This window comes from Paraburkholderia strydomiana, assembly GCF_046030495.1.
In the GTDB taxonomy this organism is placed as follows: domain Bacteria; phylum Pseudomonadota; class Gammaproteobacteria; order Burkholderiales; family Burkholderiaceae; genus Paraburkholderia; species Paraburkholderia strydomiana_A.
Genome location: NZ_JAQQCJ010000010.1, coordinates 90915 through 116392, shown reverse-complemented (window position 1 = coordinate 116392; position 25478 = coordinate 90915). Strand labels below are relative to the sequence as shown.

General features: G+C 62.8%; 21 protein-coding genes. 15 read left to right on the top strand and 6 right to left on the bottom strand.

All coding sequences use genetic code 11. From position 1 onward, the window contains the following. Positions 1 to 55: 55 nt before the first annotated feature. Positions 56 to 1270 (bottom strand): porin, encoded by a 1215-nt coding sequence (locus tag PQQ53_RS15465; RefSeq protein WP_408324723.1) that lies wholly within the window; start codon positions 1268 to 1270, stop codon positions 56 to 58. 158 nt (positions 1271 to 1428) lie between these two features. Then, on the bottom strand, positions 1429 to 2733 hold the full coding sequence (locus PQQ53_RS15460; RefSeq protein WP_408324721.1) for an MFS transporter: 1305 nt from the start codon (positions 2731 to 2733) through the stop codon (positions 1429 to 1431). Positions 2734 to 3307: 574 nt separating this feature from the next. Between PQQ53_RS15460 and PQQ53_RS15455 the strand changes: the two genes are divergently transcribed. Further along, complete coding sequence (locus tag PQQ53_RS15455) at positions 3308 to 3757, top strand: hypothetical protein (protein ID WP_408153566.1); 450 nt, start codon at positions 3308 to 3310, stop codon at positions 3755 to 3757. Positions 3758 to 4213: 456 nt separating this feature from the next. On the opposite strand, the gene PQQ53_RS15450 is transcribed toward PQQ53_RS15455, so the two are convergent. Continuing rightward, positions 4214 to 5125, bottom strand: a complete 912-nt coding sequence (locus PQQ53_RS15450; RefSeq protein WP_408324719.1) for a DUF72 domain-containing protein — start codon at positions 5123 to 5125, stop codon at positions 4214 to 4216. Between the two features lie 66 nt (positions 5126 to 5191). Next, a complete protein-coding gene (locus PQQ53_RS15445; protein ID WP_408324717.1) occupies positions 5192 to 5779 on the bottom strand; it encodes a rhomboid family intramembrane serine protease in 588 nt (195 codons plus the stop codon). 485 nt (positions 5780 to 6264) lie between these two features. Between PQQ53_RS15445 and PQQ53_RS15440 the strand changes: the two genes are divergently transcribed. The 11 genes from PQQ53_RS15440 (at position 6265) to PQQ53_RS15390 (ending at position 19639) form a co-directional block, all read left to right on the top strand. Beyond that, the gene (locus PQQ53_RS15440) at positions 6265 to 7899 is read left to right on the top strand and encodes a methyl-accepting chemotaxis protein (protein ID WP_408153632.1); all 1635 of its coding nucleotides are present in this window, start codon (positions 6265 to 6267) and stop codon (positions 7897 to 7899) included. Positions 7900 to 8582: 683 nt separating this feature from the next. Further along, entirely contained in the window at positions 8583 to 9353 is a 771-nt protein-coding gene (locus tag PQQ53_RS15435) for a GntR family transcriptional regulator (protein WP_408144668.1), read from the top strand. Between the two features lie 136 nt (positions 9354 to 9489). Further along, positions 9490 to 11133 carry a gamma-glutamyltransferase family protein gene (locus tag PQQ53_RS15430; protein ID WP_408324715.1) on the top strand — a complete coding sequence of 548 codons (1644 nt, stop codon included), beginning with the start codon at positions 9490 to 9492 and terminating at the stop codon, positions 11131 to 11133. Positions 11134 to 11245: 112 nt separating this feature from the next. Continuing rightward, positions 11246 to 12556: an oxalate/formate MFS antiporter gene (gene oxlT / locus PQQ53_RS15425; protein WP_408144664.1), complete on the top strand. Its 1311-nt coding sequence runs from the start codon at positions 11246 to 11248 to the stop codon at positions 12554 to 12556. A 139-nt stretch (positions 12557 to 12695) separates the two neighbouring features. Beyond that, positions 12696 to 13649, top strand: a complete 954-nt coding sequence (locus PQQ53_RS15420) for a LysR family transcriptional regulator (protein ID WP_408324713.1) — start codon at positions 12696 to 12698, stop codon at positions 13647 to 13649. 127 nt (positions 13650 to 13776) lie between these two features. Next, complete coding sequence (locus tag PQQ53_RS15415) at positions 13777 to 14754, top strand: isopenicillin N synthase family dioxygenase (protein WP_408324711.1); 978 nt, start codon at positions 13777 to 13779, stop codon at positions 14752 to 14754. After that, on the top strand, positions 14751 to 15653 hold the full coding sequence (locus tag PQQ53_RS15410) for an alpha/beta fold hydrolase (protein WP_408153506.1): 903 nt from the start codon (positions 14751 to 14753) through the stop codon (positions 15651 to 15653). The genes PQQ53_RS15415 and PQQ53_RS15410 overlap by 4 nt, the downstream gene beginning before the upstream one ends. Further along, on the top strand, positions 15650 to 16816 hold the full coding sequence (locus PQQ53_RS15405; RefSeq protein WP_408144656.1) for a BMP family ABC transporter substrate-binding protein: 1167 nt from the start codon (positions 15650 to 15652) through the stop codon (positions 16814 to 16816). Before PQQ53_RS15410 ends, PQQ53_RS15405 begins: the two co-directional genes overlap by 4 nt. Positions 16817 to 16829: 13 nt before the next feature. Next, positions 16830 to 17816 carry an aromatic ring-hydroxylating dioxygenase subunit alpha gene (locus PQQ53_RS15400; RefSeq protein ID WP_408324709.1) on the top strand — a complete coding sequence of 329 codons (987 nt, stop codon included), beginning with the start codon at positions 16830 to 16832 and terminating at the stop codon, positions 17814 to 17816. After that, positions 17806 to 18975, top strand: coding sequence for a Rieske 2Fe-2S domain-containing protein (locus tag PQQ53_RS15395; protein ID WP_408324706.1), 1170 nt, complete (start codon positions 17806 to 17808; stop codon positions 18973 to 18975). Before PQQ53_RS15400 ends, PQQ53_RS15395 begins: the two co-directional genes overlap by 11 nt. 7 nt (positions 18976 to 18982) lie before the next feature. After that, on the top strand, positions 18983 to 19639 hold the full coding sequence (locus PQQ53_RS15390) for a glutathione S-transferase family protein (RefSeq protein ID WP_408324704.1): 657 nt from the start codon (positions 18983 to 18985) through the stop codon (positions 19637 to 19639). Positions 19640 to 20462: 823 nt separating this feature from the next. Here PQQ53_RS15390 and PQQ53_RS15385 read toward each other — a convergent pair. Beyond that, positions 20463 to 21230, bottom strand: a complete 768-nt coding sequence (locus PQQ53_RS15385; RefSeq protein ID WP_408324702.1) for an N-acyl homoserine lactonase family protein — start codon at positions 21228 to 21230, stop codon at positions 20463 to 20465. Between the two features lie 585 nt (positions 21231 to 21815). On the opposite strand from PQQ53_RS15385, the gene PQQ53_RS15380 reads away from it, so the two are divergent. Together PQQ53_RS15380 and PQQ53_RS15375 are read left to right on the top strand one after the other, a co-directional pair. Next, positions 21816 to 22079 carry a hypothetical protein gene (locus PQQ53_RS15380; protein WP_408324700.1) on the top strand — a complete coding sequence of 88 codons (264 nt, stop codon included), beginning with the start codon at positions 21816 to 21818 and terminating at the stop codon, positions 22077 to 22079. Positions 22080 to 22296: 217 nt separating this feature from the next. Further along, complete coding sequence (locus tag PQQ53_RS15375; protein ID WP_408144644.1) at positions 22297 to 23289, top strand: LacI family DNA-binding transcriptional regulator; 993 nt, start codon at positions 22297 to 22299, stop codon at positions 23287 to 23289. A 121-nt stretch (positions 23290 to 23410) separates the two neighbouring features. On the opposite strand, the gene PQQ53_RS15370 is transcribed toward PQQ53_RS15375, so the two are convergent. Then, positions 23411 to 24310, bottom strand: a complete 900-nt coding sequence (locus tag PQQ53_RS15370) for a LysR family transcriptional regulator (protein WP_408144642.1) — start codon at positions 24308 to 24310, stop codon at positions 23411 to 23413. A gap of 170 nt (positions 24311 to 24480) precedes the next feature. On the opposite strand from PQQ53_RS15370, the gene PQQ53_RS15365 reads away from it, so the two are divergent. Then, a complete protein-coding gene (locus tag PQQ53_RS15365) occupies positions 24481 to 25452 on the top strand; it encodes an amidohydrolase family protein (protein WP_408324698.1) in 972 nt (323 codons plus the stop codon). The last annotated feature ends 26 nt before the right edge of the window (positions 25453 to 25478 follow it).

The window sequence follows — 25478 nt, the reverse complement described above, 5'->3', positions numbered from 1 at the left end:
TTATCTCCTCAGTAGGGTGACGCAAAATGGATGCGCGACAGGGCCGCGCATCCGATCAGAATTGATGGTTGATACCCAGCGTCACGCTCGACACGGTGCGTCCGGGAGCGGGTGCGGGCGAGCCGCTGTCGTAGTTGTAGGTGACGCTGGAGTTCGGCCCGTTACGCATCAGACCGACGCGTCCGTAAACAGACGTTCGCTTCGACAGAAAATGATCGATACCGATGGTCGAGCCGTATGCGTAGTCCTGAGCTTTCGTCGTATCGCGATACGCAACCGAAGCGCGCAGCAAGTTGACGCCCCACCATTTTTGCAAACCGAGCAGATACAGAATTGCGATAGCCGTGTCGGCGGTTTGCGGCACATAGCGGATATAGGCGCCTTGCGCGATGAACGGGCCGACGTCGTACATCAGCGAGACCAGATAGGTGTCGGTGCGCTTGGTCGGCGCGATTCGGGTGTCGCCGACACAACTGCTCGTCATCGACGGGTCGCACCAGCTTTGGCCGAAAGCGATCGACAGCACCGCGCGTTTGTCGATATAAGAGACCATTGCCGAGCGTTGGTGCACGGCGGGCCCGATCGATTGATCGCCCTTGAGGGAGTAGCTCAGGTCGAAGCCGAATGGGCCGAAGCGCGGCGAGATATAGCGCAACGTGTTGGGCAGGCGGCCGAGCGCGTCGCCGTTCGCACCGAGACCGAGATCCGTGACGCCGAGAAAATACGTATAGACCGATTCGTGCGCGACGGCGAGGAACGGATCCGCGCCGAGCGCCGCAGCACCGGCCGACGTATATTGACGGCCTAAGGTCAGCTGCCCGTAGATGGGATTCTGCATCCCGATATAGGACGCGCGATTAAAGAACGACGTCGTATCCTGAACCGCGCCGGTGTTGCCGAGGAATCCGTTTTCCAGCCGGAAGAACACGGTCCATTGATTACCCAGATATTCCTGTCCGTAGAAACCGAACTTCGACGTCAGTGCGCCGCCCGATTGCACGCGCGTGATGCTGTATGGACCGGCCTTCGTATAGTTGATGCCCATGTCCAGCGTCCCGTAGAGCGTGACAAAGGTACGCTGTGACGCGACACCCAGTGTCTGCGGCCCCAGGCCGGCGCCCCAGTATCTGAAGATCGACTGCATTTGCGAGCCGGTTGCGTACAGAACAGCGGCCGGGTCGGCTGGCGCGCCTGGAGATACTTCGGCGAATGCCCCGGAGCACGCTAATGTGCCAAGCGAAGCGAGCAGCGCACCCAATGTTTTTTTCATTGCAAATCTCCACTTGCGTGTTTTTAATCAATGCGCGGGTGAACGGGGCGAGCCGCTCCCTCGCGTCTCATTCGAACGCGAATGCTGATTGACTCAGCGGGATGAATATCGGCCTGGAGTCCGGCGTCCGGCCGCCCAAAGGCGGACCGTGCCGTTTGTTATGAGGCGCGCTTGCGCGGCTCGGGGAGGCTGGACATCGCGCACACGGTGACGATTCCGCAGGCGATCATGTAGAGCGCCAGCGACATCGGATTGCCGGTCTTTGCAAGCAGCCAGGTCACGATGAACTGCGCGGAACCGCCAAAGAGTGCAACACCAATGCTATAGATGACGGAGAGTCCGCTCGCCCGCACGCTGGCCGGGAACATCTCCATGAGCAGCAGCAACATCGGTGCGCTGCCGAAGCTGCTCGCCGCCGTGACGATGGCGACCACGACAAGGGCCAGCGGAATGCTCGGATGCATGTTCATCGCCCAGAACGCGGGGTAGATGAGCAGTGTCGTCAGCACGACGGAGGCGAGTGCAATCGGCTTGCGAGAGACGGTCCGATCGGCGATCAGGCCGGACACGAGACACATGACCGTCATCGTTGCACCCGACACACAGCCGGCCATCAACGACAGCGAGGTGGAAAGGTGCAGCACGCGTACCAGATAGGTCGGCATGAAGAACACGACGAGGTACATGCCGACCGTTCCGGCGACGATAGACAACACACCGCGCACGATCTTGCTGCCGTGCTCGGTGAACAAAGTCGTGAGCGGATGAGATTCCGCTGCATCGCCATCCAGCGTTTCGTCGAGATGAGTGCGGATATAGAGACCGACGGGCGCGATCAGCAGCCCCAGCAGAAACGGCATCCGCCAGCCCCAGGACTCAAGCGCGGAGGACGACAGGCTTGCGTAGAGCACCGCACCGCTCAATGCGCCGAGCACGGCGGCGCATCCCTGGCTCGCGCCTTGCCAGCCGATCCGGAAGCCGCGGCTGCCGAAGCTGCCTGATTCCATCAACATCGCGGTCGACGCGCCGATTTCTCCGCCGAGCGAGAAACCCTGCAGCATGCGGCCGAATACGATGACGAGCGTGCCGAGAGTCCCGGCCGTTGCATACGTGGGTGCGAAGGCGATGCACAGTGTGCCGCCCACCATGAGCGCGATCGTTAGCGTCATCGCAGCCTTGCGCCCGCGGCGGTCGGCGAAGCTGCCGATGACCAGCGCGCCGAGCGGGCGCATGACGAAACCGATGCCGAAGGTTCCGACCGCGAGCAGCAGGGAACCGTACGCGCTATCGACCGGGAAAAACAGCTTGCCGATCAGCATGGCGAAAAAGCTGTAGACGGTGAAGTCGTACATCTCAAGCGCGTTGCCGATCGAGCAGGCGGCGATCGTGCGTATCTGAGGACTCGACTGAATGGGACGGAGCGCAGCGGGGGTTTCGGCGGTTTGTAGAGTGACGTTGCTCATCGAATTCCCGGAGGACGACGGTTTGATGGCAGGCACACGGGCGATCCTCACAAGTGTGGGAACCGGCATCGGCTTGAGGTGAAGCCAGTATTTCCGGGAAAAAAACCTTCGGCTATTCACATTTTTTTGGGCCGATAAATTTTGGTATGTGCCTTATGCAGGGTGGGGCATCGCGACTGGAATGCCCAAAGGATCTGCGTCGGACGTTTGGGTTCGTTCGCCGGTCATTCCTGATTCGGAGAGAATGGGGATGTATGCGGCGGCATGGCTGCACGGTGTTGGTGCCGTCGGGTAGCAGGACGGCGTGCTCGCGCAGTCGTGCGCCATCCGTTCAGAAGTGGTTGTCCTGCCCAGACACAATCGGGCTTAGGGCATCGTCAGCCAACAAAGGGGCAAGGAAGGAACCGCATTCCTCTGGGGCCGTTTAAAATATGAGGTGGCGACAGGCGCGAGTGGCACGGGAGATGCTTGAGAGTGCCCAAGCGCATGGAGCGCCCGATCGTGGGCTCACCTCCGCCGGAGGGGGCGAAACGCGGTGAGCGTTTCCAGGATCACATTAAGGAAGAATGTGCAAATGCGACCGCTCTCGAAGTTGTTGGCAATCGTTGCTATGGTTCCAGCGCCGGCATTCAGCCATGCCCTGGACAATCAATTGACGTGCGGAGAAACCGCGCACGAATTCGTCACCAGTCTCGTCGATACGCAGTCGATCGCAGTTCCCGCAATGCGGGTCGAGGCAAACTCGGTGAACGCGTTTCGCCCGACGAGCGGCGCAGGTTTGACTGCATTCGGCCTGCGCGTTCATGCCGTTTTCGGATATCAGCCGGATGATCCGCTTTTCAAAGCTGGCGACGGAAATCCTGCGCCAGGCGCGGTCTACGGTGTGGTGGTGCTTGGTTCGGCGGATTCGGTCAAGCGTCTTCTCACCGGCGCGGGGAGCACGGCGACTGTTCATTCGGTCATTCCAATGGTGCTGACGGCCATTGTGTGCAGGCAGACGGCGGGTGGGGAGAGCGCGGAGTGAGCGCCGTTGGCCCCCCGCCGTTGTCCCCAACACGCGGCCGTGCCATGTTTCAACGGCGCCGGCGACGGGTGCTATCCGTTTGAGGGTGTGATGCCGTTGTGAGTGCGACATTTCAGGCTGGGCCGTGGTGCCAATACATGGTGTAAAAGGATCGTGGATGGGCTGCTTCGAGATGCCGAAAGAGCGGTATTCCAGACGGCATACGCAGTGGCCTCTCTGCGAGGCAGTCTCGTGAAGTTGCGTCGCCGTGAGTATCCTGCGTTCGACCACGGCGGTAATTCGGCTCTTTCCATCGGCGGATGCCTTCAGCAACGAGTTGTCCCTTGTGTCCGCCGGTGCCCAAAGATGCTGTGCGAGGGCCTCCAGGAGACAAGATCTGGGTCTTCGATGAGATTGTCTATAGATTCGACCACAGCCCAATCAGTTGTTGGCCCGCGGCCTGAAGATTTTCGGGCTTCACCATGCCCCTCGTACTCGTTGGCCAAGTATCGCCATAAGGGTGCGCGCGTTTCGCTGACCCTGGTCTTCGCGGCAGTTATTGAAAATCACGTGCGTCGTTGCCACCTGCCTCGAGATATCTCGGATGGGTCCGGATAACTGGGTCAGTTCACCGTCGCTGTAGTCGTAGTCGAAGCGTGCCGAGGCGGTGGCGGCACCGGTCGGGCTCCACGTATCCGCATTGCGACCATGCAGCCGTACGAACGCAAGGTCGGGATTGGTGACTTCCCACACGGTGTGCGCACGGTTCGTGACTTCTACAGGCGCATCCATGATGACGTGTACGAGCTTGTATCGCCTTAGCAGGTCTAATGTGCTGGATGCGTGTTTGTCGTCCAGCCATGAATTGTTCCGAAACTCTACCGCGACCGTGTAGCCCTGCATGCGGTCCGCACATTCTTCGACGTGGGCGCTTCCTCCAGGACCGCAGGTCAGCCATGGAGCAAACTGGAAAAGAACGGCACCAAGCTTGCCAGCGCGGTGCAGTGGCGCGAGCGCCTCGCGATAACGCCGCCAGAGTTCATCAAGCACCTCGTCCGGAATATCACGGTAGTAGAGGTTCTTTTTGCCCGTCTCCGGGATCGCCATCGCGATGTCCTTCGTCAGAGACTCCCGCGCGGTCTGATGTCCAGTCAGCAGCCGGAACGCCTTGACATCGAAAGTAAAATCGTCGGGCGTGCGCTCCGCCCACAGCGCTGAGTTCGACGCAGAGGGCATGCCGTAGTAGCTGGAATCAACCTCCACCAGCGGGAACTGCGATGCATAGAACCGCAGTCGTGCCTCGGCGCTTCGACATTCGGGCGGATAGAAACGCTTGCACGCGATGAGCGTCTTATCCGTCCAGCCAGCCGACCCGCAAAGTATTTTCACGATGCCTCCTGATCCGAGTGTGGTGCCTGCAGGACGATAATGGATTGTCTCGTGGTCGCCGCGTCGTCACGCACGTGATTGGCCGGACGAGCCAAGGCGCGCTACAAGAACGCCGCCCAGCAGGCCGCCGAGATGGCTCTGCCACGACAGGCCGGGATAGAGCGGCAAAACGCCGAGCAGCATGCTGAGACCGAAGCTGCTTATAACGAGCAATGCCACAAGTATCGAAACGATTTTGCGGGTGTAGTAACCTCGCGCAACGAGGTAGCCGGCATAGCCGAATACCAGCCCGCTCGCTCCAATGGGCACGGAGCCGGATGCACCGAATAGCCACGCGCAGAGGCCTGCGCCAAGCATCGCGCCCGCGGTCGCCTCCCAGAGGAGCGAGATGCGAGGCCACATGCAGAGCCATCCGAGCACCAGCAGGCCGCCGGTATTGGCCGCAATGTGACCCAGACTTGCGTGCAGCCATGGGGCGAACAGGATGCCTTGCAAGCCGCTGAGCGAACGTGGCACCACGCCGTGCGCATACGCCCCAAGCACGCAATCGCTCGATGATGAAGTCGCCGACGGGTTGAGCCATTTAAGTTTACGAATGGTCATCCAGCAATAGGCGAGCAGTGGGACCTGATGCGTGGTGTGCACAATCATCATGGTTTCTCATTGTCAGGCTCAGGCCTGGATATCCAGTGCCTCCTTTCAGGAATTCGCGTTGGCGTCGAACTGGTAACGTTCGGCAGATACTTTCTACCAATCAGCTTCAACCAGAACGGCCGAAGCCTACGGCAACAAAGAGCTCGTTAAGCTCCATGTCCTGGTAATGGCCGCTCTTGCGTTCGCACTGAAAGACACAGAGCAAGGTTGTCTCGAGTGCTCGCGCCTCGTTCTCCACGCTTCGCCGCGCCCATAGGACCGAATTTCCCGCGCCGTTACGCGACGCAGGCGAGGACGGCCGGGGTCGCCCACTGGCAGTGAGGCCGCGTAGTAGAGCCGACTATGCGCTCAACGAGGGTTTATCTCTAGAAATATCGATGCCGTGGCGGTCGATAAACGGACTGGGCAACCGCGTTTTGCACTGATCCCGGTCCACGATAGCAAGCGTGGCGATCACCAAGCCATGGTCTGAATGGGGAGTACGCATGCACCGATTGAGTTTCTCGCAAAAGCTCTGGCTGCCTCTGGTCGTCAGTCTGATAGCACTTCTCGTCGTGTCTGTCTCAGCGGCCTGGTTATCCCGGCAGACCCGCATCGAAGAACGCAAAAACGATCTGGTGAATGTTGCGCACGTAGGGCTCAGTATCGTGGAAGAGTACGCCCTGCTGGCGAAAAGCGGCGCCCTCAGTGAAGCGGACGCGCGCCGACAGGCGCTTGAACGGCTGCAACATATACGCTATGGAGAGGATGGCTATTTTCTCGTGATCGATTCCAGGCCGCGCATGATCATGCACGCGATGAAACCGGCACTAAATGGTAAGGATCTCAGCGGCGTGACCGATCTCGACGGCCGGCACCATTACGTGGCGTTTGCATCGAAGGCGCAGACTCCGGAAGGCGGCTTTGTCGAGTACGTGTTTCCGCATCCGCACGACCCGTCCGCCGCCGCCGTCGGCAAGATTGGCTATGTAGTGCGGTACGCGTCCTGGGACTGGATCATCGCGACGGGTGCCTATGTAGACGATATCAATTCGGCGTTCAGGAAGTCGTTGTATATCGTTGGAGGAATATTCGGGACACTCGCGGTGTTACTTTCGACGTTCTGCTTCTTTGCAAACCGCAGCATCCAGCGCGCGATCGGTGGAGATCCTGCTTACGCGGCTCAAGTGGCGGGGGATATTGCCGCGGGTAACCTCGACATCGTGATCAGGATCCGTCAGGGCGACGGTTCCAGTCTTTTACACACCATGCAAGGCATGCGCGATGCGCTCGCCCGCACGATTGCAGGGATCAAGGGCGCCGCGGACAAAGTGGCCACGGGCGCAAACGAAATCGCCGCCGGCAACGCCGATCTGTCCGCGCGCACAGAAAATCAGGCGGCGTCTCTCGAGGAAACGGCTGCAAGCATGGAACAGATGACCGCGATGGTCAGGCAGACGGCCGAAAACGCACAAATGGCGAGTCAACTGACGGCTGACGCAGAGGAGATCGTCAATCAGGGTGGTTCGATGGCTGGCGACGCGGTGTCGACGATGCATGAGGTGTCGAAGGAATCGCAGCGGATGGTGGAGATCATCTCGGTGATCGAAGGAATTGCATTCCAGACGAATATTCTCGCGCTGAATGCTGCGGTAGAAGCGGCTCGGGCAGGTGAAGAGGGACGTGGATTCGCCGTTGTCGCCGGTGAGGTTCGACTACTTGCGCAGCGTAGCGCCTCCGCAGCCAAGGAGATCCGGGCGTTGATCAACAGTACGGTGGAGGGAATTCACAGCGGTGCAGAACTGGTTGATAGCGCAGGCGCGAAGATTCGCGCGGCGCAGGAAGCGATTTCGAGAGTATCTGGTGTTGCGCGTGAGATAGCTTCCGCCGCGGCAGAGCAGAGTGCGGGTATCAACCAGGTGAACAATGCAGTCACTCAGATGGATAGCACTACCCAGCAAAACGCCGCGCTAGTCGAACAGGCTGCTGCGGTAGCACAAACATTGACCGAGCAGGCGACACTACTGCAGTCGTCGATCAGCACGTTTCGTTTGCAGACAGCTCCAGTCGAAGCGCAATCTTCGGGGGTTATCGCCTGGAATCGGAGCAACACTTCGCCGGGACTGGTGACGTCAAGCTGAGACTTCGAGGTGCGCGCGGGTCGGCGTTCGCGATCCAGTTACATTGGGATCCGTGTTAGAACGGGTCGCTCGGCGCTGCTCCGTCGTTGTGCGATTTGAACTGCCCGGATTCTCTGATCCGCTACCGCCGTTGCAACCACACACTGCATAGCGCGATTTCTCGACATCGCCTGGTTTCGGAATGTCGTCATCTGTACCCCGCCTTGATAAAACGCTGACGTGATCCACCTTTCGGTTACCAACGCTGCGCTTGCTCTCGGTGGACCTACGCCCCGACGGGGCGGCGAAAGTTTCAGGGAAAACCTTAGTGGTTCGTCCGGCTCTTCCATGAGCGGGTGGTGAATAGCCCCGTCACCTGATGCCCTTGCACGGCAATGACCAGAGATTTGGATATTCATGCGACCAGTTACCCGAAATAGGCACCCGGCCTGTTTCAGCGGGAGTTCGCCGGTGCGGCGTTGTCGCGCCCGTCTTCGAGACGGTCGTCCGGCCCGGACTGCAGGTGCTCTGGCTGAGGTCGCTTACCGGACGCATGGCCGGCGTGTCGAGCCGGGTTCGCCTGTCCATGCGCTATCCTCATGTGGCCGATGACGCTCGACTAGCGATGCGCACGCCCTCGGTCGGCCAAATCGCGGTGGGCGATTCTTTTTGCCCCGCGCGCTCCTTTGATAAGCTCGCTGACCATGCCCGACATCAAGCTGAACATGACCCTCCAGGAACGCCCGCCGGCCGCGCTTTCGCGGGCGGATCGCGTCTACCACACGCTGCGCGACGAAATCTTCGATATGCACCTTCTGCCGGGCGACCGGCTCACGGAAGGCGCGATTGCCGAACGTTTCGCGGTGTCGCGCACGCCCGCGCGCGAAGCGCTGCAACGCCTGCAAAGCGATGGTCTGATGCAAGGCTACGTGCGCGGCGGCTGGGAGGTCGTGCCGATCGACAACAAGCGCTTCGACGATCTCTACGAGATGCGCCAGATGATCGAAACCTTCGCCGTGCGCAAGCTTTGCAACGGCGAAGTGCCGCAGGCCGGACTCCGTCTTCTGCTGGATTCGCTCGATCGCATCTGGAAAGTTGCGCGCGCGCAGCGCATTTCCGATGGACGCAAACTCGTCGAACTGGACGAAGCGCTGCATCATTCGCTGGTCGCGGCCGCAGCCAATGAGGAACTCACCGCCACGATGCAGCGCGTCACCGACCGCATTCGCGTCGTTCGGCGGCTCGATCTCGTACATGGCGACGGCATCGCCGAGACTTATGACGAGCATGCCGCCATTCTCGATGCCATTCGCCGCGGCGACGGCACGCTGAGCGTCGATCTCGTGTCGCGTCATATCGGCGGCAGCCAGGCCAGCGTGAGCGGACTCACCATGCAACGGCTGCTCGCCGCACGCACCGATGCGGGGCGCTCACCCGTCGCGCACGCACCGGCGAGGCCGCGACGCACCATCTGACGGCATCCCTCGCCGCCGTTTCGCCCTCCGCAATGTATCCCCGGAACCCTTGACCAGCAACGTTTCCTAGGGTTTTTACCAAGTTCTGGCATGGATTTCGCATTGACGCTTTTCGTTGTATACAAGGAAAAGCTCGATGTCTACGGAAGTCACTGCAGCACACGCCCACGTCGCAACTGAAGCACTCAATCCCACACGCGGTTCGCGCGGTATGGCGGTCGCGCCGCACGCGCTCGCTTCGCAAAGCGCGCTCGCAGTCCTGCGCGAAGGCGGCAACGCTGTCGAGGCGATGATCGCCGCCGCCGCGACCATCGCGGTGGTATATCCGCACATGAACAGCATCGGAGGAGACGGCTTCTGGCTGATCTCGCGTCCAGGTCACGCGCCCATCGGCATCGAGGCATGCGGCGCGGCGGCGATGCGTGCCGACATCGAAACGTATCGCGCGCACGGGTTGAGCGCGATTCCCGCACGCGGTCCGCTTGCGGCCAATACGGTCGCGGGTACGGTGTCCGGTTGGGACTTCGCGCAGCGCTTCTCGAAGGACGCGCTCGGCGGCCGCGTGCCCGTCGCGCGTCTGCTGGATGATGCGATTCAGTATGCGAAGCACGGCATTCCGGTCACGCGCAGTCAGGCCGATTGCATCGCGAGCAAGCGCGGCGAACTGGAGAACGTGCCGGGCTTCGCGCAGACTTTCATGCCGGATTCGCGCGCGCCGCGCACAGGCGAGCGCTTCGTCAACGCGCGCCTCGCCGCGACGCTCCAACAACTCGCCGATGCGGGTCTCGACGACTTCTATCGCGGCGATCTCGCGCGCAGTATCGCGGGCGATCTGTCGTCGCTGGAAACGCTCATTACGCTCGACGATCTCGAACGGCATCGCGCCCGCGAACGCACGCCGCTCGCACTCAGGCACACGCTCGGCACCGTCTACAACATGCCGCCGCCCACGCAGGGCCTCGTGTCGCTGCTGATCCTCGGCGTGCTCGATCGCGTGCTCACCGACGACATGAACCCGCTCGGCCCCGAGTTCGTGCATGCGTGCGTCGAAGCGACCAAGCTCGCCTTCAAGGTGCGCGACGAACATGTGACCGATCCCGACCATATGCGTATCGACCCGGTCACGCAGCTCGATCCCGCCGCGCTCGACACGATGGCGAGCCAACTGTCGATGTCGCGTGCCGGGCCGTGGAGCAGGGGCCGCGGCCCAGGCGACACGGTCTGGATGGGCGTCATCGATGGAGATGGCGTGGCCGTGAGCTTCATCCAGAGCATTTATCACGAGTTCGGCAGCGGGATCGTGCTGCCGGGTTCGGGCATCAACTGGCAGAACCGCGGATGCAGCTTCTCGCTCGATCCGTCGTCGCTCAATCCGCTGATGCCGGGGCGCCGTCCGTTCCACACGCTCAATCCGGCCCTTGCCCATTTCGCGGACGGCCGCACGATGGTGTACGGAAACATGGGCGGCGATGGTCAGCCGCAATCGCAGAGCGCGGTGTTCTCGCGTATCGCGCGTTTCGGCTGGAATCCGCAGGCCGCGATCGACGCGCCGCGCTGGCTGCTCGGCCGCACCTGGGGGCAGTCCACGGATTCGCTCAAGCTGGAAGCGCGCTTTCCGGCGCACACCATCGACGCGTTGCGCGCGCTCGGTCACGACGTCGAAGTGCTCGCCGCCTACGACGAGGCGATGGGCCACGCCGGCGCGATCATTCGGTATCCAGATGGATTGTTCGAAGCGGGCCACGATCCGCGCAGCGACGGCGCCGCGGCAGGCTGGTAACGCCCGAAGCCGCAGTACGTAATCGAAGTGGCCTCACTATCCGGTCCCGCGTTTTGCCGGACCGGGGGGCGTCGCTCATCCTTTTTTGTCTGAATCACTACGGGGAACGCATATGAACACACGCATCCAAACGCTGCACGACGAGGCTGGCGCAAGCACGCCCGCCGTCGCGACGCATAACCGCTGGCTTCAGCTCGGCCTCGGCCTGCTCTGCATGATGGCGATCTCAAGCCCGCAATACGTGTGGACGTTGCTGACCAAGCCGCTGTCCGCGAAGCTCGGCGTGCCGTTGCCCGAATTGCAGGTGACGTTCTCGCTGCTCATCATCCTGCAGACGTTCTTCTCGCCGTTTCAGGGCAAGCTGATCGACCGCTTCGGTCCGCGTCTGCTGATCTCGCTCGGCACGGTGATGTCGGGCCTGAGCTGGGTGCTCGCGTCGATGGTCACGACCACGTCGATGCTGTATCTCACCTACGGCGTCGTCGGCGGGCTCGGCACGGGCATCGTGTATGTCGGCGTAGTCGGCCTGATGGTGCGCTGGTTCCCCGATCGTCGCGGCTTCGCGGCCGGCGCGGTGGCGGCGGGCTACGGCATGGGCGCGATCGTGACGACCTTCCCGATCTCGGCCTCGCTGTCGACGCGCGGCCTCGATGCCACGCTGTGGATCTACGGCATCGCATTCGCGGTGGTGGGCTTTCTCGCGTCGCAGGGGCTGCGTGTGCCGCGTGACGTAGCGCCGACGAGTGCGTCCGCTGTCGCGGCATCGAGCGTGCCGAATCGGCGTCCGTCGCAAATGATGAAGTCGCCGCTCTTCTGGTTGATGTTCGCGATGATGACGATGATGTCCACCTCGGGCCTGATGGTCACCTCCCAGATGGCAACCTTCGCAGCGGACTTCGGCATCACGAAGGTGGTTGTGTTCGGCATGGCTGCGCTGCCGCTCGCACTGACCATCGACCGCTTCACGAATGGCCTCACGCGTCCGTTGTTCGGCTTGGTGTCGGACCGATTCGGCCGCGAAAACACGATGTTTTTCGCCTTCGCGCTCGAAGGTATTGCGATGACGCTGTGGCTGATGACGCGCGACAACGCCCTGCTGTTCGTGCTGCTCTCGGGCGTGGTCTTCTTCGGCTGGGGCGAAATCTTTTCGCTGTTTCCGGCCACGCTGACCGACACGTTCGGCACACGTCACGCCACCGAGAACTACGGCTGGCTGTACATCTCGCAGGGCATCGGCTCGATCTTCGGCGGTCCGCTCGCCGCGCTGCTGCATCAACATGCGGGTAGTTGGGTTCCGGTGTTCGGCGTGGCGATTACGCTGGATGTCGTCACCGCGGTGCTCGCAATGCTTGTGCTCAAGCCGATGCGCGCGCGCTTTCTCCAGAAGTCGGTGAGCGCCGACGCGGCTGTCGCGACGCATTGATCTTGAGGCGCCTTGTGTCGGCAGTCGAAAGTCGAACCACGTGGCGCGCGGCACGTATCATCCTGTCGGCCGTCGCATCCGTCAGGGACGGCTGCGTTGATCGTCGCCAACCCGATCCGCCCACCCAGCCTCCGACACCATGCCGAAGCCCATCGTCGCCGAAACGCTCGCCTCGCACATCCACGCACGCTCGCTGCGCTACTTCGATGCGATCCGCCGTTGCGGCTCGATCCGTGAAGCGGCACGGCAACTGCATCTGGCGTCGTCGGCGGTCAACCGGCAATTGTTGAAGCTCGAAGCGGAGGTCGGCACGCCGTTGTTCGAGCGGCTGGCGTCGGGGCTCGCGCTGACCGCGGCCGGCGAGGTGTTTGCGCGGCACGTGATCACGGTGTTGCAGGACGCGCGCCGTTTCGAGAGCGAAATGGACGCGCTGCGCGGCATCCGGCGCGGCGAGATCGGCATCGTCACCGTCGAGGGCCTCAACTCCAGTTTCCTTCCGGACCTCGTCGAGCGGATGCTGGCGCGTTACCCGGCGATCCGCTTCCAGGTGCACACGGCCGGGTCGGCGACGATCGCGCGCAGCATTCTCGACGGCGACGCCGACCTCGGTCTCGCGTTCTCGCTGCCGCGCACCGGCGATCTGCAACAGCTCGCGGTGGGGCGTTTTCAACTGGGCGCGATCGTCGCCGCCGATCATCCGCTCGCAAATGAAGCGAGCGTGACGTTCGCGCAGTGCGCCCGCTATCCGCTGATTCTCGGCAATGCGCAGCTGTCGATCAGCGGCCTGCTCGAACCGCTGATCCGGCATTACGGCAAGCCGCTGCAAACGGTCCTCGAAAGCGATTCGATCGAACTGATGCGGCGCATGGCGGCGCGCGGGCGAGGCGTGGGCTTTCAGACAAGGCTCGGCCTCGAACGCGATCTGGCCGACGGCACGCTCGCGCATATTCCGCTGCGCTCGCCGCGTCCGCTGATCTCCGAACTCGGCGCTTACGCACGCGCCGGCCGCACGCTGACGCCCGCGCTCGACGCGTTCGTGCGGCTGCTCGCCGAAGCGCTCGCCGATCGCGAAGGCGACGAGCCGACGCTGTGACCGCATGCTGATGCCGAAACGGCATCAGCATGGATTTTTTTCTGCTCTTTTTTGACCAGCCGCCGCGCTCTAGACTCGGATCAACACGAGTTCGAAGCCAATTGAAAGCGGGTCAAAGGGAGCTGGAATGTCCGAAGTGCTATCAGCGAGGGCCGTGCCGCATGCGAGCCTGCCCGTCATCGATGTGTCCGGCCTTGCGTCGGCGGATGCACGGCAACGCGCGGCGGTGGGCGAGGCGCTGCATGCCGCGCGTATCGACAAAGGCTTTTTCTACATCGCGAATCACGGCGTGGACGCCGCGCTGATCGACGCGGCGCGCGGCGAAGCCGAGCGTTTCTTCGCGCTCGACGAAGCCGACAAGCGCCTCGTCGACAAAGCGAAGTCGTTCTGCAATCGCGGCTACGAGCCGCTGCGCGGCCAGGTGCTGGAAGCCGGTACGCCGCCCGATCTGAAGGAAGGCTTTTATATCGGCAACGAACTGCCGCTCGATCACCCGCGCGTGGTCGCGCGCGCGTTCAACTGTGGGCCGAACCAGTGGCCGGCGCAATCGGCGGGTTTTCGTCCGGCGATGGATGCATATTTCGACGCGCTGTACGACCTGTCCAAACGCCTGACGCGCGGGCTCGCGCTATCACTCGATTTGCCGGAAGACCATTTCGACGCGTTTTGCGACGACGCGATGGGCACGCTGCGCCTGCTGCACTATCCGCCGCAACCGCCGCAGGCGCTGCCCGAGCAGAAGGGCTGCGGCGCGCATACCGACTTCGGCTGCCTGACGCTGCTCTGGCAGGACGGCAACGGCGGCTTGCAGGTGCAGGACGGCGACGGCGGCTGGATTCACGTGCCGCCGCTGCCGGGCACGTTCGTGGTGAATCTTGGCGATCTGATCGCGCGCTGGACCAACGACCGCTATCGCTCGACGTTGCATCGCGTGGTCAACGCATCGGGCCGCGAGCGCTACTCGATGCCGTTCTTCTTTACGGGACGGCCCGACTACGTGGTCAGCTGTCTGCCGGGGTGCAGCGCACCCGGCGACGCGCCTGCGTATCCGCCGATCACCGTCGCCGGTCATCTCGAAGCGTGCTACCGGAGGACCTACGGATGACCGCGCCCGCCACTCGCATCACGCGCGCGGCGGGCATGCTGCTGATCCACGGCGCGTGGCAGGGCAGTTGGGCGTGGGACGCCTGGCTGCCGGAGATGGCCGCGCGCGGCTGGACGTGCCGCGCCGTCGATCTGCCCGGCAACGGCGCGCAACCTTCGCGCGATGGGGGCCTCGCTATGACGCTGCAAACCTATGTCGATGCGCTCACCGACGCACTTGCCGATTTCGACGGTCCCGTCGTCGTGGTCGCGCATAGCGGCGCGGGCGTGCCGGCTTCGCAACTTGCCGAGACCTTGCCCGAGCGCGTCGCGTGCATCGTGTACGTCGCGGGAATGATGCTGCCGTCCGGAATGGGCTACGCGGACCTGGTCGAGGCGAGCGCCGCCGAGGTGCCCGGCGCGGCCGGCATCGCGCCGTACTTGCAATGGAGCGACGATCGCGCGACGACGTGTGTGCCGCCAGCCGCCGCGCTCGACATTTTTCTGCACGATTGCCCGCCCGACGCCGCCCGCGAAGCCGCGGCGCGCTTGACCCCGCAACAGGAAAGCGGCCGGGCGCTCGTCACGTCGTTGAGCGACGAGCGCTTCGGCAGCGTGCCGCGCATTTATGTCGAAGCGTTGCGCGACCGTTCGGTGCTGCTGCCTTTGCAGCGCAGGATGCAGGCGCTGGTGCCGGGCGCGATCGTGCGCTCGATCGACTGCGGTCACGTGCCGCAACTCGCGCGGCCCGCCGAGCTCGCGACGCTCGTGTGCGATGCGCTCGCCTGTATCGGCATCGGTTCAGGCACAAGCGCCAGCGGCGATGCGCCGGCGTCGCCTGCAAGCACGGTTTCCAGTATGTCCGCCATCTCCCGTTCGCTCAGTACGCTCACCACGCCCACTACCGGAACCTCGTCATGATCCGACTATCTCGCCTCGGCCGGCTTGTCTCTGCGCGTCTTTCTTCCCGTTCCACGGCACGCTTCGCGCGACGCCCGGGCAGTGCGCTGCTCGCGTGTTCGTACGGCGCGCTCGCGATGCTCGCGACGTTGAGCGCACCCGCTCATGCCGTCAGCAACGCGCCGCTGGATGTCTCGATCGTCTATCTCGGCAATCCTGGCGATGCGGGCTGGACTCACGCGCACGACCTCGGCATCGGCGAGGCCGAAAAGCAGCTCGGCTCGCAGATCAAGGTCACGCGCATCGAGGACGTGCCCGAAAACGCCGACGCCGCCCGCGTGTTCCGCGACCGCGCGGCGAAGGGCGACAAGATCGTGATCGGCACGTCGTTCGGCTACATGGACTCGATGATGAAGGTCGCGCGCGACTATCCCGACACCGTGTTCCTGCATTGCTCCGGCTACAAGAGCGCGCCCAACCTCGGCAACTTCAACGGTAAGGTGTACGAGTCGGCGTACCTCGCGGGCGTCGTCGCCGGCTATGTGTCGAAGTCGCACACGCTCGGTTTTGTCGGCTCGGTGCCGATTCCGGAAGTGGTGCGCAATATCGACGCGTTCGCGCTCGGCGCGCGTTCGGTCGCGCCGCAGACCACGGTCAGGGTCGTGTGGATCAATAGCTGGTTCGATCCGGGCAAGGAACGGCAGGCGGCGGAGACGCTGGTCGGCCTGGGCGCGGACGTGCTGCTGCAAAACACCGATTCGACCGCGACGATGGCGGTCGCCGAGCAGCACAAGATTCACGCGTTCGGCTGGGACTCGGACATGAGCCACTGGGGTCCACACGCGCACCTCGGTTCGGTCGCCTACGACTGGGGCATCTACTACAGCAAGGTGATCGACGAAGTGAAGCGCGGCACATGGTCCAACAAGCCGGTGTACTGGGGCGTGAAGGAAGGCATCACCGATCTGGTGAACGTGAACACCACGGAAGTCCCCGCGAACGCGCAGCGCACGCTCGCGGAGAAGCGCGCCGCGCTGGTGGCCGGCCGGCTCGATCCGTTCGCCGGCCCGCTGAAGGACCAGAACGGCAAGCTGCGCGTCGCCGCGGGCTCGGCGCTGTCCGCGGACGACACGAACCGGATAGACTGGTTCGTCGACGGTGTGCAGGGCAGCGTCGCGAAATGACGGAGCGGTGGCTATGAGCACGGCACAGGCGCGCAATGCGCACAGCGAAGCGACGAACGGCATGGGGGACGACGCGAGCAGCGACGCCGTGGTCTGGAACGACTGGCATCCAGTGGCCGCGCTCGATGCGCTGGATGCGCTCATCGCGGCGGCTTCGTCCGGTGGCGCGCCGGCGCCGGCCACGACGGCCACGACGGCCACCACTGCCACGCGGCTGCTCGGCGTGGATCTCGGCCTCGCCGTGTCGCGAGCCGGCGCGGCGGGCCGTGCCTCGCATCGTTACCGCGCGTGGCGGCTCGATACGCAGGCCGAGTGTCACGTGCAAGCGCGCTACGGCGTGCTATGGGTGTGCGTCGGTGAGCCGCGCCGCGATCTGCTCGCGATTCCCGAAGCCGCCGAGCCCGATCGCCGTCTGCTCCATGCGGGCGCGTTTCGCGTGCACGTCAGCGGCTTGCGGGCGATCGAAAACTTCCTCGACATGGGGCATTTTCCATTCGTGCATACCGGCTATCTGGGCGTCGAGCCGTACACCGAGGTCGCCCCATACCGGATCGAGCGCGATGAACTCAACGACGAGCTGTACGCATACGACTGCCGCTTCTATCAGCCGCGCGCGGCGATGACCGCGGACGCCGGGCTCGACGTTCAGTATGTGTACCGCGTCGCGCGCCCGTACAGCGCGATTCTCTACAAGACCTGTCCGCCGCAGCCCAAGCGCTTCGACGTGATCGCGCTGTTCGTGCAACCGGTCGACGAGGACTGGTGCGTCGCGCACACGGTGATGAGCTATCTCGACGACGCCAGCCGCGACGACGAATTGCGCGGCTTCCAGCAAACCATTTTCGCGCAGGACATCAAGATTCTCGTCAATCAGGTGCCCAAGCGCTTGCCGCTCGGCACCGGAGCCGAGCATCCGGTGCGCGCCGATGCGATGTCGGTCGCGTACCGGCGTTGGCTAGCGGCTCAGCGGGTCATCTACGGAACCACCCATGGCCGATAAAGACAGCAGCGCCTTCACCTGGTTTGCGCTATGCGACGTCGATCAACTCGGCGAGCGCGCGATCTATCGCACCGAACTGCATGGCAACGAACTCGTGGTGTGGCGCGCCGAAGACGGCGCCGTCAACGTGTGGGAGAACCGTTGCCCGCATCGCGGCGTGCGCTTGTCGATCGGCCATCATCGCGGCGACGCGTTGCAATGCCAGTATCACGGCTGGCAATTCGGCTCGGGCGACGGCGGCTGCCGCTTCGTGCCCGCGCATCCTGACGGCGCTGCGCCGCCGGTCGCGGTGAAGACGTGGCCGGTCGAGGTGCGTCATGGCTTCGTGTGGACATGTCTCGCGCAGCCGGAAGAGGCGCCGTCGTTTGCGCCGCTCGACGAACTCGAAGACGACGGGCAGCAGGTCCGCTTGCGCACCGTCGCGATCGATGCCTGCTCCGACGACGTGCAGCGCGCGCTGAGCGCATATTGTTTCGACCATGCGGACTTCGACGCATGGCGTACCACCGATTGCGTCGCGTTCCATCTCAGCACACACGCGGTATTGATCGAACAGCCCGACGACGCGGCGCAACGCGTGGTGTTTCTGACGCAGCCCGCGCGGGCAGGGCGGACGTATCTGCACGGAATCGCGCTCGGCGCGTTCGCGGGAGAAGAGCGGCTGGCTGTGCAACGGCATCATCAGCAGCGGCTCAACGCATTGCGCGATGCGCTGGAACAGCCAGCCGCACGTGATGAGCATTTATCGCGCGATCGCTTCGCGGACCAGCCGCCACCTGTCATGCCGCATGCGCAGCCGTCCACGCAACCGGTGTTTCTATCGCCCGCGATGGCCAGAGCGGTTTCCACCGAAGCGGCTTCGGCGTCCGGCACCGATGACCACGCCACCGACCACGCATTCACGGTTCATCTGGCGCGCAGCGACCGCACGCTGAATGTGCCCGCTGGCGTCAGCTTGCTGCAAACCTTGCGCGAGCATCGTATCGACGTGCCGACTTCGTGCGAGCAAGGCGTATGCGGCACGTGCCGCACGCGTGTGCTCGACGGCACGCCGCTGCATCGCGACGCTTTTCTGACGCCGCAGGAACGCGCGGAGGGAAACTGCATGATGGTGTGCGTGTCGCGCGCGTGCGGCGTTGCGCTGACTCTGGATCTGTGAGGCCGCGATGCTCAAACTCTACGACGACGAATTGTGCGGAGAAAGCTACAAGGTGCGTCTGATGCTGGGTCTGCTCGACGTCAGTTACGAACGCACGCGCGTCGAGCTTTATCCGTCGAAGCAGAACGGCACGCCGCGGTTTCTCGCGCTGAATCCACTGGGTACGCTGCCCGTACTCGATGTGGACGGCGCGTTGCTGCGCGGCGCGCACGCGATCCTCGTGTATCTCGCGCGTCGCTACGGCGCGAATGAAGGCGCGGCTGAAATAGATCGCGCGCATTGGCTGCCGGCCGACGATCCCTGGCAATTTGCGCAAGTGCAAAGCTGGCTCGACTTCGCGGCCCAGTTGAGCGACGTGGTGTTGCCGCTGCGCTCGCAAGTGCTGCATGGTGAGCCGCAGCCCGTTCATGCGTCGAGGCACGCGGCGAAGAAGCTGCTGCGCCTTCTCGACGAGACGTGCTGGTTCAACGAAGCGGCTGGCGTGCCCTTCGTCTGCGCGACGCCGAAGCCGACCATCGCCGATATCGCGTGCTTTGTGCCGGTTGCGCTGCTCGACGAAGCGCAGATCGAATCGATCGACTATCCAGCGCTTGGACGCTGGATGGTTCGACTCAAACGGCTGGAAGGTTTTACGACGATGGCCGGTGTGTATGCGGCCATTTGAGTGACCAACCACACGGCGTCATGTTTGCCGCGTCATCAACATGCTTCAGGCTTGCTAGAGGCCACGGCTCGTGCAGCGCCGCGTTTGATGAGCAGGCAATCGCTCAAGCAGGTATGCGCCTGAACGATCAATGACGCGGCGAATGTGTTCGCGCCATATCGGCCGCAGCGGCGCGCCGGATACCACGTGCTCGCGTTCACACCTGCGCGATGGAATTCAGAACCGTGCGGGCAAACCAGCTCGCACAGGCAAAATCGCGTCATTGGCGGCGGCGTTTCGCATGCAATGACGCAAACAGCCCCCGCCACGATCCGAACGACAGGAAGTGGCCGCTGACTGGACCGCTCAGGACTGCGGCCAGCGAGTAGCAAAGCTGCCAAACGCCGTCCACGCGAGCGCGTTCATACGGCGCGAATCAGTTCTTCGCAAACGGCAGGAAGGTCGGGGAAGATGCGCACTTCGAACAAACCGATCGCAAAACGTGTGACCACCAGATGCGATGCGTTATGGACATGTCCGCGATCGTTCGGCGATGCCCAACGGCGCCGTCGTTGTCAGGGCGATCAGCGCTTTGCCATTCGGTGGTCGGCGAGCCAGCCGTGGATCGCTTGCGCGATGTCATAGCCGAAAAGCAGCACGCCGTGGAGGCGAAATCCAGTACCCGCGAGGTCGACGCCAACTCGCTGGCCACGCTTGGTGTCGCGAAGCCGACGTGGGTTCACTCCATCAGACCGATGATGAACGTGATCACCGTCACTTACTGCAGCCGGCCCCATCTTTGTCTCATCGCCGGTTTCCGTGGAAATACTGGCCGCTCAGAGGCTTAGCGGCTCAGCAGTGGGGGATACACCGTTTGCTCGAAGATCCGTGGCTCATGGGCCGGCAGCACTGTCGCGCCAAGCGTCGCGATGCGGCGGAAACTTTCGTCATAAGCGCGCAGGTCGGTGTGGTTGCCGTTCGGGATCGGCTCGCTGCCGTCCTCCGGCCAATTCTCGTAGAGCGGAATCAGGTCGCCCGCGATGAGATACGGCCCTGCCTGCGTATCGACCAGCACACCCTGTGAGCCTGCTGTATGCCCCGGCAAGCGCAACACACGAATGCCGGGCACCACGTCGGCGTCACCGAACGCCACATCCATCCGGTCGAGAATGTCCACCCACGGCGGCGTGTGGCCGCGCTGATTGGTTTCGTAAATCGGACGCTGGAACGGCACCGGCCAGACCGCCTCTTTCAATTCCGCTTCCTGGACGTGAAAGCGCGCATTCGTGAACAACCGCGCGCCGCCAACGTGGTCGTTATGCAGATGAGTGAGAATGACCCGTTCGACGGAAGCCGGGTTGACGCCTTCGCGCGCCAGGCCGTACTGCAGCAGGTCGTCAATCCCGGCATCTGTCTCGGTGTAGCACTGCGGTGCGCGCGAGCGGGAACCCGGCCCAGCATCGACGACGATCGTATGGCGAGCGCTGCGCAGCAACCACGCGATACACGGTGCATGCAGGCGCGCGGAACCGCAGTTCTTGCGGTACAAAAAGCACGCTCGCTCATGATTGACGATATCGCCGCAGCGGATCGGTACGATGGTGAATGTCATATCTGAGTCTCACTTCAACGGTGTTGATGGTGCTGACGCCGGGTGCCTGCTGGAAGGCTCAGACCTTGGCCGAAGCTGGGCCGGGTCCGGCTTCCTGACCCGATGAACGATCACGTCGGGCAATGACGTTGCATTCGCCAACAGCGCCCTGCGTGTTCGCCTGTACCGGCCAAATCGATTGCGACGCAGCCGTGCAAAGCCGGCTGCGGGCCAGGCCGTCAAAATAGAGATTTGCACAGCGCTCGGGCAGTAGGGGCGCGGGCCGATCGGTCGCTTCCTTCCTGCGAATACATGAACATGATGACGCTGCCGTCGGACCTGGCACACGTAACCTGCCGGACGTATTCGCAGGCGATAACGGACTCCGCCACGGTCGCCGGTATTTCGCTCGCGAAGTCACAGTGTAGGTGAATTGTGTAAGCGCTTTCTCTTGAATTTCTCGGTGTTTACCCGTAAAATACCCTGAAATTCAAGATATCTTAATCGAGTGTTGCCCGAAAATTTCAGCAATATAGAAAGCGATTACTTAAGTTGCGCGCTTGAGTGAACGCTGCCTGGCGCGTACCTCGCCCCGGTCTCCGCAACGTGAACATCGAGCCTTGCTACAACCATTTCGAAGCCTCGCAGCATGCCGGCGCAAATCGCGTGATGTTCGCGAGCTTGAATCGCGCGGCGGGAGTGCATCGGCACGACCAGCTGATCTTGAATGCCGCCGCGTCATCTCTTCGTACGGCTCAACCATCGCGGCATGATGCAACTGGCGAAGCGCTGCATCGAATGACCGGCTACAACTTCGTGATCTTGCACGGTGTGTCAGGCGATGTTCATAGCCGCTGGAACAAAACGTGAGGAGCTCGGTTATGTGCCGAAAAATGAAGTTTGACGCGAGCCCCCAACGCACCAACCAGACGAAGGTCCGCGTCCGGCGGTGGCCATATCTCAAGGGGCCGCGTTATAGTATGCCGGACAGGGCAGGCGCGATGGTGCGCCTCGACACCGGGCAGGATGCAAGTTGACCAACGAGACAAAGAAAAGAGCGTCGCGTCGCAAATCGAATGCGATTTCCGTGGCAGATGTCGCGCGCGCGGCTGGGGTATCGACTGCGACCGTTTCACGCGTGTTGAACGGTAACGCAAAGGTAGCCGCAGAGCTGCAGAATCGTGTGCGCGACATCGCGCTGGAACTCGGCTATACACCGCACGCCGCGGCGCGCGCGCTGGCTTCGCAGCGTTCGAAGACAATCGGCGCGGTAATCCCATCGCTGGAAAACCAGAACTTCGCGATCGGCGTGTTCGCGCTGCAAAAGCGCATCGGTGAAGCCGGTTATACATTGCTGCTTGGATGCTCGTACTACGACCAGGAAGATGAGCTGAAGCAGGTCCGCGCCCTTATCGCGGACGGCATCGCCGGACTGATGCTCGTGGGCCGCAGTCACTCGCCCGCGCTCTACGAACTGATCGAAAAGGAACAGATTCCGCTCGTCAATGGCTGGACGGTCGATCACGACCATCCCTATGTCGGCTTCGACAACGTGGCTGTCGGCCGTCGCCTCGCCGACTATCTGCTCGATCTCGGGCACACGCGCTTCGGCATGATTACGCAAATGACGCAGCATAGCGATCGCGCGGCTGATCGCATCATCGGCGTGCGCGCGGCGCTACAGTCGCGCGGGCTGCAGTTGCGCCACGAGCATCTGATCGAGATGCCGCACAAGATCATTGAAGGCCAGATGGCGATGAAGGCGCTGATGAACGGCCCCGATCGTCCGACGGCCGTAATCTGCGGCACCGATCTGCTCGCAATCGGCGCGCTGGCCGAGGCGCGCGAGTCGGGCATCGACGTGCCGGGCGACCTGTCGATCGCGGGCATCAACGACATCGAATTTTCCAGCTTCACGTCGCCGCCGCTGACGACCATGCGGCTCGCCGCCGATGAAATCGGCGCGCGCAGCGCCGAGTATCTGCTGGCACGAATCGAAGGACGGCCGGTGAGTTCCCAGTACATCGTGCCGACCGACCTGATCGTGCGGGGCACGACGGCGCGGCCTCGCAACACTTAGGTCGCCGATGTACGGCGTCGATGACGAGGCGTTCGTTCGAAGCGCCCCGGGATTGCGCGGCTGCGATTCCGGTGTTGCTCTTTGGGGCGTGCCGTAGCAATAGTCCGCGCCCTGGCGCCGACTACCCCGGAATCAGCACGCGACTGCGCGCGAGCACCTCTTTTGCCAGCTCCACGATGGTATCCGCGCCACTCAGACACTCTTCCTGATAGGCGACAAAGAACCCTTGCTGGGTGATTGGCCGTTCGGTGTTCAGCACGTGAATCAGCCCGGCATCGATCTCCGTGCGCATGATCGCGGGCGACAACACGGCCGCCGCATGTCCCGCCGCGACCAGCCGCGACATCATGGACAGGGAATTGCATGAGCTGATGTTGTCCGGAGTGCAACCGGCGCTGCGGAACCAGTTCATCACAAGCGAATGGTTCGATGACGGTTGCGAGACGGTGATGATCGGCACCGACGCAAGCTCGTGAGGCGCAACATTGCAGTTGGGCACGAGTTGCGGCGACGCCACCCAGTGTAGGTCGGTGTAGCCGATGGCGGTCTCGACCACGTGGGGCGCATTGGTGGAATCGTTGAGGATCGCTATATCCAGTTCGTGCGCACCGAGCTTGCGTCCAAGTGTGACGCCCACATCGATCGTGAGTTCGATCTTCATGTGCGGATATCGCGTCTTGAGTTGCGTGAGCAGATCGGCAAGCCCCGCGTGGGCGATGGACTCGATCGCGCCGAGACGTAGCAGTCCGTACATGGGGTCGCTACGCTTCGCAATCTGTTCGAGCTTTTCGGCGAGCTTTAGCACCTGTTCCGCATTGACGAGCGCGTCGCGGCCCGCGAGCGTGAGTTCGGAGCGCGTTCGGCTGCGCGTGAAAAGCTGCACGCCGAGATGCTCTTCGAACTCCTGGATGCGTGCCGAGATGGTCGGCTGCGTCAGGTGCTGATGACGCGCCGCCGCATGAAATCCGCCTAATCGCGCAACCCAATAAAAGGTTTCAATTTGCTGAAGAGAAATGCGCATGATCGAAGGTTTCTATCAGAGGGCGTCACTAACTTTGATTATCCCCCGGACAAATTGCATTCGTATACTGAGCCACTCTTTTCGTTGTGTCAGAACGCAGTGCGTGGTTGGTCATTTTGCTGCAGGACACTCCGTCGCTGCCATTGACCGCTGACTAAAGGAGATGCCGATTGAAGCAGGAGAAGCAAAGTCACCGTGATCAAGCTCAAGGCGACGAAGACCATCGCCGTGGCAACCGGACGACCGGCCTCGCGGCCACACCGCCCCCATCCGGCGAATCCGCTTTTGCCGAGGAACCGGCCAGCGTGGGCCGCGCCGGCCAACGGCGCTTTCCCGTTCCGCCGAAGGCAACCGACAGTCATCACCACATCTACGATGCACGGTATCCAGTCGATCCGTCTGCGCAATTGCAGCCACCTGACGCGACGGTCGCCGACTATCGCGCGCTGCAGCGCAGGCTGGGCGTCGAGCGACATGTCGTCGTTCAACCGTCGACGTATGGCACCGACAATCGTTGTCTGCTCGATGCCCTGTCGCAGTTCGGAGAGACCGCGCGCGGTATAGCGACCGTGCCCGACACCGTGACCGATGCTGAGCTGGCCGGTCTTCACGATAGGGGTGTCCGCGGGCTGCGCTTTAATCTCGAATACCTGGTCGGCGTCACGGTATCGATGATGGAGCCGCTCTCGAAGCGGATCGAACCGCTTGGCTGGCACATTCAAGTCAATGCCACTGCTGCGCAGCTACTCGCGCATCGGCCGTTGCTTGCGAGTCTGTCGTCGCCGCTCGTGATCGATCATATGGGGCAGATCCCGCAACCAGACGGCGCGGAGCATGCCGCATTCCGGGCGGTCGAGGCGCTGTTGGCGGGCGGTCGCACCTGGGTCAAATTGAGTGGTCCCTATCTTGCGTCGCGAAGCGGAGCACCGGTTTACGCGGACGCCGGCATGGTCGCGCTCAGGTTGACCCAACTTGCCGCGGACAGGATGCTGTGGGGATCGGACTGGCCTCATCCGACACAAGCAGCCGACAACAAGCCGGACGCCGCACGCTTGCTGGACGATCTGACGCTATGGATACCTGATCAATCGACGCGGCATCGAGTCCTTGTTGAAAATCCTGCAAAGCTTTACGGCTTTTAGCGTGCGTGCGGCGGCTTGCCGGCAGG

What these genes read in the sequence shown, in the direction of transcription:
- PQQ53_RS15385 (WP_408324702.1), bottom strand. Translation starts at nt 21,230, where the DNA reads ATGACATTCACCATCGTACCGATCCGCTGCGGCGATATCGTCAATCAT.
- PQQ53_RS15460 (WP_408324721.1), bottom strand. Translation starts at nt 2,733, where the DNA reads ATGAGCAACGTCACTCTACAAACCGCCGAAACCCCCGCTGCGCTCCGT.
- PQQ53_RS15420 (WP_408324713.1), top strand. Translation starts at nt 12,696, where the DNA reads ATGCCGAAGCCCATCGTCGCCGAAACGCTCGCCTCGCACATCCACGCA.
- PQQ53_RS15445 (WP_408324717.1), bottom strand. Translation starts at nt 5,779, where the DNA reads ATGATGATTGTGCACACCACGCATCAGGTCCCACTGCTCGCCTATTGC.
- PQQ53_RS15435 (WP_408144668.1), top strand. Translation starts at nt 8,583, where the DNA reads ATGCCCGACATCAAGCTGAACATGACCCTCCAGGAACGCCCGCCGGCC.
- PQQ53_RS15405 (WP_408144656.1), top strand. Translation starts at nt 15,650, where the DNA reads ATGATCCGACTATCTCGCCTCGGCCGGCTTGTCTCTGCGCGTCTTTCT.
- PQQ53_RS15390 (WP_408324704.1), top strand. Translation starts at nt 18,983, where the DNA reads ATGCTCAAACTCTACGACGACGAATTGTGCGGAGAAAGCTACAAGGTG.
- oxlT (WP_408144664.1), top strand. Translation starts at nt 11,246, where the DNA reads ATGAACACACGCATCCAAACGCTGCACGACGAGGCTGGCGCAAGCACG.
- PQQ53_RS15415 (WP_408324711.1), top strand. Translation starts at nt 13,777, where the DNA reads ATGTCCGAAGTGCTATCAGCGAGGGCCGTGCCGCATGCGAGCCTGCCC.
- PQQ53_RS15440 (WP_408153632.1), top strand. Translation starts at nt 6,265, where the DNA reads ATGCACCGATTGAGTTTCTCGCAAAAGCTCTGGCTGCCTCTGGTCGTC.
- PQQ53_RS15430 (WP_408324715.1), top strand. Translation starts at nt 9,490, where the DNA reads ATGTCTACGGAAGTCACTGCAGCACACGCCCACGTCGCAACTGAAGCA.
- PQQ53_RS15370 (WP_408144642.1), bottom strand. Translation starts at nt 24,310, where the DNA reads ATGCGCATTTCTCTTCAGCAAATTGAAACCTTTTATTGGGTTGCGCGA.
- PQQ53_RS15455 (WP_408153566.1), top strand. Translation starts at nt 3,308, where the DNA reads ATGCGACCGCTCTCGAAGTTGTTGGCAATCGTTGCTATGGTTCCAGCG.
- PQQ53_RS15465 (WP_408324723.1), bottom strand. Translation starts at nt 1,270, where the DNA reads ATGAAAAAAACATTGGGTGCGCTGCTCGCTTCGCTTGGCACATTAGCG.
- PQQ53_RS15400 (WP_408324709.1), top strand. Translation starts at nt 16,830, where the DNA reads ATGAGCACGGCACAGGCGCGCAATGCGCACAGCGAAGCGACGAACGGC.
- PQQ53_RS15395 (WP_408324706.1), top strand. Translation starts at nt 17,806, where the DNA reads ATGGCCGATAAAGACAGCAGCGCCTTCACCTGGTTTGCGCTATGCGAC.
- PQQ53_RS15410 (WP_408153506.1), top strand. Translation starts at nt 14,751, where the DNA reads ATGACCGCGCCCGCCACTCGCATCACGCGCGCGGCGGGCATGCTGCTG.